The organism is Achromobacter sp. 1011791174, from assembly GCF_059760925.1.
Genome location: NZ_JCBANH010000021.1, coordinates 26653 through 39737, shown reverse-complemented (window position 1 = coordinate 39737; position 13085 = coordinate 26653). Strand labels below are relative to the sequence as shown.

General features: G+C 66.7%; 13 protein-coding genes. 8 read left to right on the top strand and 5 right to left on the bottom strand.

What is annotated here, in order from left to right:
• The 4 genes from AC6LJ5_RS10325 to AC6LJ5_RS10310 form a co-directional block, all read right to left on the bottom strand.
• Nucleotides 1-1371: an FAD-dependent oxidoreductase gene (locus AC6LJ5_RS10325; RefSeq protein ID WP_498140411.1), complete on the bottom strand. Its 1371-nt coding sequence runs from the start codon at nt 1369-1371 to the stop codon at nt 1-3.
• Between the two features lie 168 nt (nt 1372-1539).
• On the bottom strand, nt 1540-2379 hold the full coding sequence (locus AC6LJ5_RS10320) for an ABC transporter permease (protein WP_498140410.1): 840 nt from the start codon (nt 2377-2379) through the stop codon (nt 1540-1542).
• The gene (locus tag AC6LJ5_RS10315) at nt 2379-3197 is read right to left on the bottom strand and encodes an ABC transporter ATP-binding protein (RefSeq protein ID WP_103274527.1); all 819 of its coding nucleotides are present in this window, start codon (nt 3195-3197) and stop codon (nt 2379-2381) included. Before AC6LJ5_RS10315 ends, AC6LJ5_RS10320 begins: the two co-directional genes overlap by 1 nt.
• Before the next feature lie 3 nt (nt 3198-3200).
• Nucleotides 3201-4229, bottom strand: coding sequence for an ABC transporter substrate-binding protein (locus AC6LJ5_RS10310; protein WP_498140409.1), 1029 nt, complete (start codon nt 4227-4229; stop codon nt 3201-3203).
• Nucleotides 4230-4594: 365 nt separating this feature from the next.
• Between AC6LJ5_RS10310 and AC6LJ5_RS10305 the strand changes: the two genes are divergently transcribed.
• Nucleotides 4595-5671, top strand: coding sequence for a porin (locus AC6LJ5_RS10305; RefSeq protein WP_498140424.1), 1077 nt, complete (start codon nt 4595-4597; stop codon nt 5669-5671).
• A 6-nt stretch (nt 5672-5677) separates the two neighbouring features.
• Here AC6LJ5_RS10305 and AC6LJ5_RS10300 read toward each other — a convergent pair whose 3' ends face one another.
• Complete coding sequence (locus AC6LJ5_RS10300; RefSeq protein ID WP_498140408.1) at nt 5678-6403, bottom strand: IclR family transcriptional regulator; 726 nt, start codon at nt 6401-6403, stop codon at nt 5678-5680.
• 146 nt (nt 6404-6549) lie between these two features.
• Here AC6LJ5_RS10300 and AC6LJ5_RS10295 point away from each other — a divergent pair, with 146 nt between their 5' ends.
• From AC6LJ5_RS10295 to AC6LJ5_RS10265, 7 genes are all read left to right on the top strand, one after another.
• Entirely contained in the window at nt 6550-7797 is a 1248-nt protein-coding gene (locus AC6LJ5_RS10295) for a CaiB/BaiF CoA transferase family protein (protein WP_498140407.1), read from the top strand.
• Nucleotides 7797-8957: a thiolase family protein gene (locus AC6LJ5_RS10290; RefSeq protein ID WP_498140406.1), complete on the top strand. Its 1161-nt coding sequence runs from the start codon at nt 7797-7799 to the stop codon at nt 8955-8957. The genes AC6LJ5_RS10295 and AC6LJ5_RS10290 overlap by 1 nt, the downstream gene beginning before the upstream one ends.
• Before the next feature lie 70 nt (nt 8958-9027).
• Nucleotides 9028-9438, top strand: coding sequence for a Zn-ribbon domain-containing OB-fold protein (locus tag AC6LJ5_RS10285; RefSeq protein WP_498140405.1), 411 nt, complete (start codon nt 9028-9030; stop codon nt 9436-9438).
• A 36-nt stretch (nt 9439-9474) separates the two neighbouring features.
• Nucleotides 9475-10632, top strand: coding sequence for an aminotransferase class V-fold PLP-dependent enzyme (locus AC6LJ5_RS10280; RefSeq protein ID WP_498140404.1), 1158 nt, complete (start codon nt 9475-9477; stop codon nt 10630-10632).
• 74 nt (nt 10633-10706) lie between these two features.
• Nucleotides 10707-11612 (top strand): transporter substrate-binding domain-containing protein, encoded by a 906-nt coding sequence (locus AC6LJ5_RS10275; protein ID WP_498140403.1) that lies wholly within the window; start codon nt 10707-10709, stop codon nt 11610-11612.
• Nucleotides 11613-11614: 2 nt separating this feature from the next.
• On the top strand, nt 11615-12382 hold the full coding sequence (locus tag AC6LJ5_RS10270; protein WP_498140402.1) for an amino acid ABC transporter permease: 768 nt from the start codon (nt 11615-11617) through the stop codon (nt 12380-12382).
• Between the two features lie 7 nt (nt 12383-12389).
• Nucleotides 12390-13079, top strand: coding sequence for an amino acid ABC transporter permease (locus tag AC6LJ5_RS10265; protein WP_498140401.1), 690 nt, complete (start codon nt 12390-12392; stop codon nt 13077-13079).
• Nucleotides 13080-13085: the final 6 nt, after the last annotated feature.

The window sequence follows — 13085 nt, the reverse complement described above, 5'->3', positions numbered from 1 at the left end:
CTAGCGCACGTAGGCGGCCAGGGCCGGGACGTCGGCGTTGCGGCCTGTCTGGTCGCCGGGATCGGCGCCCTGGGCGCGCAGCGTTTTCTGCAAGGCGCGCACATCGACATTGCGCGCGGTAACGCCCGCGCTCAGCGCCAGCGCGGCGGCGGTGCCGGCGGCTTCGCCCATCGCCATGCACGGCGGGATCTCGCGGGATATCTTCTGGGCCTGCGAGGTCGCCGAATAGTGCCGGCCGGCCACCAGCAGGTTGTCGATCCGCCTGGGCAGCAGGGCGCGGAACGGGTAGTAGTAGTCACGACCGCGCGCGATGCTGTCGTCGAAGCGCACGCGCTGCACCACGTCTTCCTTGGTCATCACATACTCGCCTTCCAGCAGGCGGGTCTGGCGCACGCCGGTCTGCGGGGCCACGTCGACGACGAAGCACCGCTCGAAGCCGGGCAGCTTGCCGCGCACGAAGTCGACCAGCGCGTGGATGTGCTGGCGGCCCACGATTTCCGCGCGCGTCAGGTCTTCGACCTTGAGCCCGTCGATGCCGGCCATGTGCGGGCAGTTGCACCAGACCACGCCGGGCAGGGGCGTCTTCATCCACCAGATGCCCCACGAGCCGCCCAGCACGCGCTTGATCTGGCGATCGAGCTCGGCATAGGCCTCTGGCTCCTCGCGCTCGTAGCGCTCGGCCGCCTCGGTGTCCACGCCGCCCAGGCGGAACACGGTGGTGGTGATGTAGCTGTCGCTGATGTGCGGCGCGCCGGCAGAAGCGGCGACGTCCAGGTCGCCGGTGGCGTCGATCACCATGTCCGCCAGGATCGCCTCGCTGCCGTTCTTGGTTTCGCAGATGACGCCCTTGATCCGGTCGCCGTCGACCAGGGCCTGCGAGAACCAGGAATGCAGGCGCAGCTGCACGCCGGCCTGTTGCACCATTTCCAGCGCCACGCGCTTGTAGGCGTCCGGGTCGAAGGCGGCGGCGAAGCAGATGGGGTGGGGCGTCTTCTGACTATGGAAATCAAAGGTGCCCCAGCGGCCCCAGCGCCGGTACGCAGCGGGATCCTCGCCCCATTCGTCCGAGCGGGGGAAACGCGCCAGCCCCATCGCCGCCATGCGCTCGATCATGTCCAGGCAGTTGCCGCGCACCGAGATCTCGCGCAGATGGCTGTCCCACATGTCGTCCAGCACCAGCACCATGCCGCCGGAAGCCAGGCCGCCCAGGTGGTTGTAGCGCTCCAGCAGAATGGTCCGGGCGCCGTTGCGCGCCGCCGCCAGGGCCGCGGACAGTCCGGCGGGTCCGCCGCCCACCACCACCACGTCCGCCTGCGCCGCGACCCGTGCGTCGCGGGCGGGCCGTTCAAGCCAATCGCCGATCTTTGTCATGTCTATCTTCCAGGCTGTGTTCCGAAAAAGTGTGCTGATCACTGGGCCTTCGCGCGCCATCGATGCGTGCGCTTGGGCTGCGGCGATCCCCGCCGGCCAGGGATGCCAGCGTTTCGGGGACCGCGTCCAGCGGGTTTGGGGGTGTCGGGCCGTGCCGCTACATGCCGCTCAATGCGACTGCTCGGGCTTCCATTTGATGAGCCAGCGCTCCACCAGGGTGATGATCAGGAAGAAGCTGCCGGACAAGGCCGCGCACAGGACGATCGCGGCATACAGCAAGGCCGAATCGAAGGCGTAGGTGGCCTGGATGATCATGGCGCCCACGCCTGCCGTGGCCCCGATCCATTCGCCGACCACCGCGCCGATCACCGACATGGAGGCGGCGATGCGCAGCGCCGAGAAGAGATAGGGCAGCGAGTTGTACAGCCGCAGCTTGAAGAAGATCTCGCGCTTGCTGGCCGACAGCACGCGCATCAGCTCCAGCGACTGGGGATTGACGTCTTCCAGCCCGCGAACCATGTTCACCAGCGTGGGGAAGAAGCACACCATGGCGGCGATCGTGATCTTGGGCTCGATGCCGTTGCCCATGATCAGCACCAGGATCGGCGCCTTGGCGACGATCGGGATCGAATTGATCATGCCGGCGACCGGATAGAAAATCTCCCGCAACGTCTTGCTGTGCACGAACACCGTCGCCAGCAGCGCCGCCAGCAGATTGCCGAGCAGGAATCCCCCGGCGGCCTCGACCGCGGTCGGCATGAGGTTCTGCAGCAGGATGTCGCGCTTGTCGTACAGCGTTTGCAGCACCAGGCCCGGCGTGGGCGCGATGAAGGGCTTGACGTCGAAGATCGCCACCACCGCCCACCAGGCGGCCACGATGCCGAGGATGCCCAGCGCCGGCAGCGAGCGCGAACGCCAGAGGCTGCGGCGACGGCTGGCCCGGTAGGCGTCCGCCTCGGCGTCGATGCCGGGCTTGGCCAGATTCAGCTTCATTTCGGACGCGCTCATCAGCAGGTCTCCAGAACGCGCCGCAGATGCGCGGACAGTTGAACGAATTCCGCCGTGTCGCGGGTGGCCAGGGTGCGTTGCTCCGGCAGCATCACCGGCACGATCTCCTTGACCCGGCCGGGATTGGCGGCAAGCAGCAGCACGCGCTGGCCCAGGAAGGCCGCTTCGTGGATGCTGTGCGTGACGAACAGGATCGTCAGCCCCATCTCGCGCCAGACGCGGCGCAGTTCCTCGTTGAGGCGGTCGCGCGTGATCTCATCGAGCGCGCCGAACGGTTCGTCCATCAGCAGCACGCGCGGATCGCTCACCAGCGCGCGGGCAATCGCCACGCGCTGACGCATGCCGCCGGACATTTCATGGGGGTACGCGTCCTCGCGGCCCTTCAGGCCGACCAGTTCCAGCAGTTCGCGCGGCGTCGCCTTGCCGGCGCGCGAGCGGCCATTGGCAACCTCCAGCGGCAGCTCGACGTTCTGCAGCGCGGTGCGCCAGGGCAGCAGGGCCGCGTCCTGGAACACGAAGCCGATGTCGCGCCGGGCGCGCGCGGCGGAAGGGGCGTCGTTGAGCACCTTGATCTCGCCGCGGCTGGGCTGCACCAGGTCGGCCACCACGCGCAGGAACGTGGATTTGCCACAGCCGGAGGGACCAAGCAGGGTCAGGAACTCGCCCGCGGGGACATCCAGGCTCAGGCCCTCGATCGCGGTCGTGCTGCGCCGGTCGCTGAAGAACCGGACATTGATGTCGCGGCAGCTGATCGACAGGTCCGGGCGCGCGCCGGCGGCGCCCGTCCTGGCGGATGGGGATTGAATCGCTTGTTGCATCGTTTACCCCGCCAGTCGCGCGGATTGGGTGGCCTGCAGGATGTCGAGCGTCATGATGTCCTCGACCTTGGGCGTGCGGGCGCGGAACTGCCCGAGCTGGGCATAGGCGGAGATCTGCTCCTGCCATACCGCCGGATCCATGTTGCCCCAGCCCTTGGCCTTGGTCTCGTCGTTGAAGACGTACTCCATGAATACGTCGATCGCGACGCGCTCGTCGGCCTGGTTCAGGCTGGGAAATTCCTTGACCAGCAGTTCCACCGCCTGGTCGCGATTGCGGTTGGCGTGGTGCCAGCCGCTGGCGGTCGCGCGCAGGAAGCGTTGCAACAGGTCGGGATGATCGCGCAACGTGTCCGTGTGCGCGTAATAGGGCAGGGCATACAGGCGCACGCCGGAGTCCCACAGGCTCATATCGACGCGCTCGGCGCCCAGCGCCTTGAGCGCCGAGACGTTGGTCTGCCAGCCGGCCACGGCGTCCACGCGGCCGCTGAGCAGGGGCATCATGTCCGAGCCGATCGGCACGATGCTGACCTGGTTCTCGGGGATCTGGTGCCGGGCCAGCATGGCCTTGAGCAGCACCATGCCGGTTGCGTGTATGCCGATGCGCTTGCCGATCATGTCCTGAGGCTTGCGGATCGGGTTCTTGCCCAGCGAAAAGAAGGCGTAGGGATGGCGCTGCACGCCGACGGCGAAGCACTTGATCGGCAGTCCCTCGGACACCGCCAGCATGACCGATGGGCTGGACGAGACCTGTCCGGTCTGCCCACGGCCCGAGGCCACGATGGCCACGCCATCGATATTGGGCCCGCCGGGCTCGATCTTGAGATCGATACCTTCCCGTTCATAGAAGCCCAGCCGCTTGGCCACCACTTCGCACACTTGCCCGCCGCCGGGAACCCAGCCCAGCTGCATGCTGATCGCCGAGCGCTGGGCGGCGGCCGCACGTACCGATAGCAGGGCGCCCAGTCCTCCCATCACGAGCGAGGCCTGCATCAGGCGCCGCCGTTTGGGATCGTTCAAATCCAGATCTTTCATTGCCCTTGTCTCCTTGGTTTTATGTGCCCGCCGCAGGCCTTGCGCGGGTGCCGGCTGTGCCGGTCGATGCGTTGTGAAATGCATTCTGGCCTTCGGGCAGTGCGCTGACAAGAACCGTTTTTCGAGCAATGCCGATGCCGAAATTAGAGCGCTCAGTAACGGTCCGGCGCATGTCGCGCCGCATGCGCCAGATCGCCGGGTGCGCGAAATATTCGAGTGGCCGTGGCAAAAATCTATGCTTCCTGCGGTGACTTTCCTGAGCCGACAATCCACGCAAATCTCGCCAACAAGAGATGCCAGGAGGAGACCCCACATGTTTTTCGCAGTCATGAAACGTAGCGTCATCGCGGACCCCGCCCGCGTCGCTGGCATGCGCCTCGGCGCATGCAGAGAACTCCAATGTCACGCTGTACGGCCTGCTGTCCACCGGCGTCGCCTATACCAACAATCAGGGCGGCAATTCCAGCGTGAAGGCGGTCAACGGCCCCATGCAGACGCCGCGCTGGGGACTGCGCGGCGTGGAAGACCTGGGCGACGGGCTGTCGACGGTCTTCGTGATGGAAAGCGGTTTTTCCATGACCAACGGCACCGCGTCGCAGAATGGCCGGATGTTCGGACGCCAGGTCTATGTCGGCCTGCAATCGAACGACTACGGCACCATCACGCTGGGACGCCAGTACGACCTGGCCAATGCCGTGCTGTGGCCCTATGAGTCCGCCACGCAATTCGCTGCCTACGGCACGCATATCGGCGACAGCGACAACGTGTTCAACACCTTCCGTGTCAACAATACGGTGATCTACAAAAGCCCCGTGTACGACGGCTTGCAGGTCTCGGGCATGTACAGCCTGGGCGGTCAGACGCGGTCGCAGTCGAACAACGCCTACGCGCTGGGCCTGAACTACCAGCGCGGCGGGCTGTCGCTGGGCACGATGTATGAAGTGGTGAACACGCCCAACAGTCCCACCAACCAGGACGGGGCGGTGGTGGCGGACTATGGCTTCAGCTCGCCCTTCGTCAAGAGCCCTGGCGGCGCGGGCGTGGACCGTCAGCGGATCTTCGGCGCGGGCGGCGCGTACAAGTTCGGCGCGCTGGGCGTGTCGCTGCTCTACACGCATGTGCGCTTCGACTACCTGGACCGGACCCGGCTGGGGCTGAACAACGCCGAAGTATCGACCACGTACAACCTGTCGCCGCGCCTGCTGGTCGGGCTTGCCTATATCTACACCTGGGGCGCGTACAAGCCGTCGGAAACCCGTCCGAAATGGCACCAGATCAATATTGGCGCGGACTATTTCCTGAGCAAGCGGACGGACCTGTATGTGACGGGCATTTATCAGCGCGCGGCCGGCGACGCGCAGTTCGCGCAGATCTATACGCTGTTGCCCTCATCGGGCAGGAGTCAGGTCTCGACGGTGGTGGGCATGCGGCACAGGTTCTGAGCGCGTCTATTCCTGCCCCAGCGTCGCCGAGATCTCGGCCGCTGCCGCCAGCATCGGCTCGCGGAACGCTTCCAGCGCGTCGAACGACACTCGCGCGCTGGGCGCCGAAATGCCCAGGCCGGCGATCAGCCGGCCTTGCGCATCGCGGATGGGTACGGCGCAGCCCACCACGCCGGCTTCGACTTCTTCGTTGCTGACCGCCCATTGTTCCTTGCGCACGGCGTCGACCACGCCGCGCAGCGCATCGGCCGATACGATGGTGTTCGGCGCGACCGGCTTGAGCGTAGCGTGCGTCAGCCACCATTCGAACTGCTCTGGCGGCAGATCGGCCAGAAACAGCTTGCCGATTGACGTGCAATACAGCGGCGAGCGCCGACCCTGCGAGAAGTGCAGGCCTTGCGAGCGCGTCGCATAGACGGCATCCACATACACGACTTCGTTATCGGCCCGCTGGCCGATCTGGCAATGCTCGCCGATGCGGCTGGATAGCGCGGTCAGAATCTGATGCGCCGGGTCGGCCCGCAGCGCCGCTTGCACCGCCGCCGCGCCCAGGTTCACGAGTTCGGCGCCCACGGCCAGTTTCTTGCTGCCCAGCACGCGCTTGAGCAGCTGCCTTTCTTCCAATTGGGCCACCAGGCGGTGCGCCGTCGGCACCGGCAGGCCACAGGCCGTGGCCACGTCGGTCATGGAAATGGGGCGGTCGGCCTGGGCCACGACCTCGAGCACATGCAACAAACGGTCTAGGGGTTGATCCCTAGCGACAGCCTGTGGATCGCTGCGCATAATTTGCTCAGTGATGAGATAAAAACTTTCAATATTTGGAAGTATAACGTGAGCTTAGCGTTTATTGCAAGCCCCCCTGAAGAGGACGATGCGCAATGCCCAGCACCACGAAGTTTCCCGCCGATGCGGACGCTCGACGCCCGACGCCACACAAGGGGCCGCTCGCGGGCTTGCGCGTGATCGACGCCGGCAACATGATCGCCGGCCCGCTGGCCGCGACCCAGATGGCCGACTTCGGCGCCGACGTCATCAAGCTGGAACTGCCTGGTGTCGGCGATTCGATGCGGCACTGGACGCCGATGAAAGAGGGCCTGTCGCTGTGGTGGAAGGTCATCGCCCGCAACAAGCGCCTGATCACGTTGACGCTGTCGCATCCGCGCGGCCAGGAACTGTTCCGCGAACTGGTGCGTGACGCCGATGTGCTGATCGAGAACTACCGTCCGGGCACTTTTGAACGCTGGGGACTGGGCTACGAGGAACTTTCCCGGATCAATCCCCGGCTGGTCATGGTGCGCGTGTCCGGCTTCGGCCAGACAGGCCCCTATGCCCGGCGCGGCGGCTACGGCACTATCGCCGAGGCCTTCTCCGGCATTCCGTCCTTCACCGGCGCGCCCGATCGGCCGCCGACCTTGCCGGGCTTTCCCATGGCAGACTCGGTGGCGTCCACCTTCGCCGCCATGTCGGCCATGTTCGCCATTTACAGCCGCGACCACGGCAATGGCCGTGGGCAGGAGATCGACGTCAGCCTGTACGAGCCGCTGTTCCGGCTGGTCGAATCGCAGGTGATCGGCTTTGACCAGCTCGGCATCGTCAAGCAGCGCCTGGGCAACCGGCTGGCCGAGGATTCGCCGCGCAATACCTATGAAACGCGCGACGGCCGCTGGATCGGCATATCCGCCAGCTCGCAGCGCACTTTCGAGCGGCTGGCGCAGGCGCTGGGCATGCCGGAACTGATCTCGGATCCGCGCTTCGCCGACAACGCGCTGCGCTGCACGCATGACGCGGCGCTCGACGCCATCATCGCCGGCTGGTTCCGGGAGCGGGACTGCGCCGACGTCATGGCGCTGTTCGAGGCGGCCGAGGTGGTGGCCGGGCCGGTGCTGGACATCAGCGACATCGTGCGCGATCCGCACTATCAGGCCCGCAACAACATCGTCTCGGTGCGGGACGAGGATTTCGGTCAGGTCCGGATGCAGGGCGTGGTGCCGCATTTCCAGGAAACGCCGGGCGAGGTGCGCCACGCCGGACGCAAACTGGGCGCCGACAACCGGGAAATCTACCTGGGCGCGCTAGGCCTGTCCGAAACGGAATTCTCGGCGCTGACCGAGCAGGGAGTGATCTGATGGCCGGGGCATTCGAGGGCGTGCGCATTGTCGGCGCCGGGCAGGCGCCCTACGCGAAGCGGGGCGACAAGAGCGTGCAGCGCCTGATGTATGAGGCGGGCGGCGCGGCGCTGGCCGATGCCGGCTTGTCCTGGAACGCGGTCGATGGGCTGGCCGTCAGCTGCTTCCTGTTGCCGCCGGACAATGCGCCCACCGTGGCCGAGCATCTGGGCATCGAGGCGCGTTTTCTGTTCCAGGGGCTGTATGGCGGGGCATCCGGCATCATCGGCATGGCGCACGCGGCGCGCGCGATCCGCGACGGCGCCTGCGACGTGGCGCTGGTGCTGGCGGCCGACGCCTTCGACGTGGCGGCCCACAACGAGACGCTGGATCATTTCAACGGCTCCATCAGGGAATACATGTCGCCGCAGGGCTTCGGCGGCGCCAATGGCATGTTCGCGCTGCACACGCGCCTGTATATGGAGCGGCATGGCGCCGAACCCGAGGATTTCGGCCGGTTCTGCATCGCCTTGCGCGAGAACGCGCTGCGCAATCCGAACGCGCTGTTCAAGACGCCGCTGACGATGGCCGATTACCTGGGCGCCAGGCTGATCGCTGATCCCTTGCGCCTGTATGACTGCGTCATGCCCTGCGCCGGCGGCGACGCGGTGGTGCTGGCGTCCGAGCGCACGGCGGCGCGGCTGGGCGGCCCCTCGGTGCGGATCCTGGCGGCCGAGGAAATCCACAACTATCCCGCCAACGATCCCTATGCGGTGCCGGGCGGCTGGATGGGCCTGGCGGACCGTCTGTACGGACGCGCCGGCGTGGCGCCGGCGCATCTGGATTTCGCCCAGCTCTATGACGACTATCCCGTCATGGCCTGCGTGCAGCTGGAGGGCCTGGGTCTGTGCGAGCCGGGGCGCGCGCATGAATTCCTGCGCCGAACCGACATCACCACGCGCGGCACGCTGCCCATCAATACCGGCGGCGGCCAGCTGTCCGCCGGCCAGGCCGGGGCCAGCGGCGGCATGATCGGCGTGTACGAGGCGGCCGCCCAATTACTTGGCCGCGCGGGCGAACGCCAGCTCGATTGCAACCTGGGGCTGGTATCGGGCTACGGCATGGTGGCCTATGGTCGCGGGCTGTGCTCCAGCGCCGCCATCCTGGAACGGGTTCAGTGAGAAGAACAAGATGCCAAGCGATTCGATCAGTCCATTGTCCGCCGCGTCTTGCGCCTCTCCCGGAACGGATGTGGGCAACCCCTTCAAGCCGCTACCTCGTATCAATGCGCTCAACCGGCCCTTTTGGGACGGCTGCAACCAGGGCAGGCTGTTGATCCAGCACTGCGGCGCCTGCGACCGGCATGTGTTCTATCCGCGCGTGTGCTGCCCGTATTGCCGCGCCGATGGACTGGAGTGGGTGCAGTCCAGCGGACAGGGCAGGGTGATCTCGCACACCACCGTGCGCCGCACCCACCACGACGGCTTCAATGCCGACGCGCCCTATGTGTTCGCCGCCATCGAGCTGGACGAGGGGCCGTGCCTGTACGGCCAGTTGCCGGGCGCGCCGCTGGATAGCGAGTCTCTGGCTGGGCGGCGCGTGTCGGTCGTCTTCCTGGAGCATGGGCCGGGCCGCAAGATCGCGGCATTCCGGCTTGATTGACCCCGGCCATTCCATCCTTTTCCGGACCACGCCGCCATGACTTATTCCGCGACCTTCGATGCCTTGCGCCAGCATTTTCCGGTGCGTCAGCACATGCTCTATCTGGACGCCGCGCACCAGACGCCGCTGGCTACGCCGGTGCGCCAGGCGCTGGACGCTTTCTATCAAGCGGCGAACCTCCATGGCGGCCCCAAACCCGCCTGGCTGCGGCGAGTGGAGCAGGTGCGCGCCCGCGTGGCGGCCTTCCTCGGCGCGCAGCCTGGCGAAGTCGCTTTCACCAAGAACACCTCGGAAGGACTGAACATCGCGGCCAACGCATTGGGCCTGACGCGCGGCGACAAGGTGCTGTTGATTGAAGGCGACCATCCGAACAATGCCTATGCCTGGCTCAACCTGGTCCGCCAGGGCGTCGAGGTGCAGTTCATCCCGCTGCGGCGGGGCGTGGCCGATGCGGCGCTGTTCGCGCCGCACATGGACGCCCGCACGCGCGCGGTGTCCTTGTCGCACGTCACCTTCCACGCTGGCCATCGGCACGATATCGCCGGCATCGGCGCGCTGTGCCGCGAGCGCGGCGTGCCGATGGTGGTGGACGCGATGCAGTCGGCGGGCGTGGTGCCGATCGATGTCAAGGCCATGGGGATTTCCATCCTGGCGGCGGGGTGCCACAAGGGGCTGCTGGTGCCGCAGGGGCTGGGCCTGCTGTACGTGGACCAGGACCTGTTGGGCCAGATGCGCCCCGCGTACCTGGCCTTGTCGGCATTGGCGCGTCCGCCCGCCGATCTGGTCGCCGACCCATCCGACCTGGGCTTGCGCGAGGACGCTGGGCGCTTCGAGACGGGCAACTACAACCTGCCCGACATCCACGCGCTGGAGGCGGCGCTGGATCTGATCGAGAGCGTGGGCGTGGCCGGCATCGAGGCTCACGTGCTGGCGCTGGGGGATCGTTTGATCGAACGGATGGACGCGCTTGGCGTGAAGCTGGTCGGTCCGCGCGAACGCGCCCGACGCGCCCACATCTACGTATTGGCGCTGCCGACGCAGCCATGGTTGGAGTATCTGACGGGCGAGGGCGTGCGGGTGTCGCCCGAACGGGACGGCATCCGCGTCTCGTTCGGACTCTTCAATGCGGCGGACGACGTGGATCGTTTCGCCCAGCTGGTGGAAGCCGGGCTGCGGACGCGGACCTTGGCCTGACGGCGCGCCGCTGTCGGCGCGCGCAACAGCCGGACATCGATCCGGCGAGATGTCTGAACATCAAGGGGAACATCATGAACATCCATCACCTGCGTCGCTGGTCCGTCGCCATGGGCGCCGCCTTGCTGGGCGTCTCCAGCGCCTGGGCGCAGCCACTGGAGGGCACGCTGGGCAAGATCAAGGAGACCGGAACGATGACGCTGGGCTACCGCGAATCCTCGGTGCCGTTCTCGTTTCTGGACGGCGAGCAGAAACCGGTGGGATTCTCCCTGGACCTGTGCGCCGCCATCATCGAACGCGTCCAGCGCCAGCTCGACCTGCCCAAGTTGATCGTCAAGCAGGTGGCGGTGAATTCGTCGAACCGCATCCCGCTGGTGGTCAATGGCACAGTCGACATCGAATGCGGCGGCACGGCCAACAATCTGGCCCGCCAGAAGCAGGTGTCGTTCTCGGTGGCCACCTTCGCCGGCCAGCCGCGCTGGCTGGCGCGCGCCGACGCCGGACTGAAGACGCCGGCCGACCTGACGGGCAAGACCGTGGTCGTGACGCAGGGGTCGAACGCGGTCGGCTTTGTGCGTCGCATCAACGAGGAAGGCAAGCTGGGGCTGAACGTCATCCAGGCCAAGGACCATGGTGAGTCGATGCTGACGCTCGGCAGCGGTCGCGCCGCGGCCTTCCTGGAAGACGACATCCTGCTGGCCGGCGAGCGCGCCAATGCCCGCGATCCCTCCGCCTATGCCTTCCTGGAAGGCGGCTACGAGGTCGGCTACTACGGCCTGATGTTCAAGAAGGGCGACGCGGCCTTCAAGTCGCTGGTCGACGGAGTGCTGACCGGCATGATGAAGGACGGCTCGTTCGAGCGTGCCTACCATAAATGGTTCGAATCGCCGATTCCGCCGCGTGGCGTGAACCTGGCGTTCCCCATCTCCGACAAGCTGCGCGAGCGGATCGCCAATCCCAGCGACAAAGTCGATTTCTGACTATGTTCAGCGTACTGCTCGAAGAACTGCCCGACGGCGGCGGACGCTATCTGGACTGGCTGCTGTCGGGGCTGGGCTGGACGGTGTTCCTGGCGCTGGCGGGCTGGGCGATCGCCTTCGCGCTGGGCGTGGCGGTGGGCTGCGGGCGCACCGCCAGGAGCAGGCCGGTCGCGCTGGCGGCGCGGCTGTACGTCGAGGTGTTCCGCAATGTGCCGGTGATCGTGCAGATGTTCGTGTGGTATTTCGTCGTGCCGGAATTGTTGCCGCGCGCCTGGGGCCAGGCGATCAAGGAGATACCGCCGCCCTGGGGCAGCGTGATTCCCGCGCTGCTGGGCCTGGCGCTTTACACTGCCGCGCGCGTGGCCGAGCAGGTCAAGGCCGGCCTGGAAGCGCTGCCGCGCGGCCAGCGCATGGCGGCCGACGCGCTGGGCATGCGCGGTTTGCAAGCCTACCGGCTGGTGTTGCTGCCGCAGGCGCTGCGCATCATCGTGCCGACGCTGACCAGCGAGGTGATGGGCGTGTTCAAGAACAGTTCGGTGGCGCTCACCATCGGCGTGCTGGAATTGACGGCGCAGGCGCGCCAGATCAACGAATTCACGTTCCAGACCTTCCAGGCCTTCGGCGCGGCCACGCTGGCCTATCTGCTGCTGGCCTTGATGGTGTATGCGGTGATGCGCCTGATCGAGCGGCGGCTGACGATACCCGGCAATGAGCCGGCGCCCGCCGTCCGCAGTCGTGGCCGCGCCGGTAAATCGCTCAAGGAGGTCTGAGACCGTCATGGACAGCTTCGACTTCGGCGTCATTTCCCGCGCTGCGCCGTATCTGATGGACGGCCTGGCGTTTTCGCTGAAGCTCACCGCCAGCAGCTTCGCCTGCGGCCTGGCGCTGGGCATCGCCCTGGCGCTCGTGCGTCACTTGCGGGTTCCGCTGCTGGCGCCGCTGGCCACGGGCTACGTGACGCTGATGCGGGCGATACCGCTCATCATGGTGCTGTTCTGGTTCTTCTTCCTGGCGCCGCTATTGCTCATGTGGGCCACGGGCGCGCCCAGGCCGGTGCCGATCGGGCCGGTGTACACCGCCTTCATCACCTTCGCGATGTTCGAGGCGGCCTACTACGCGGAAATCATCCGCGCCGGGCTGAACGCCGTGCCCAAGGGGCAGTACGAAGCCTGCCGCGCCCTGTCCATGTCCACGATGAAAACCTATTGGCTGGTGATCCTGCCGCAAGTGCTGCGCTCGGTCAGTCCGATCCTGCTGACCCAGACCATCATCCTGTTCCAGGACACGTCGCTGGTGTATGTGCTGTCCGTTACCGACCTGCTGGGCGCGGCGTCCAAGATCGCGCAGCGCGACGCGCGCCTGGTCGAGCTGTACCTGGCGGTTGCTGCGATGTACCTGCTGATCTGCGCCTGCGCGTCGCAGGCGGTGGCCTGGCTGCGCAAGCGCACCGCGGCGGCGGCGGCCTGAACCCTG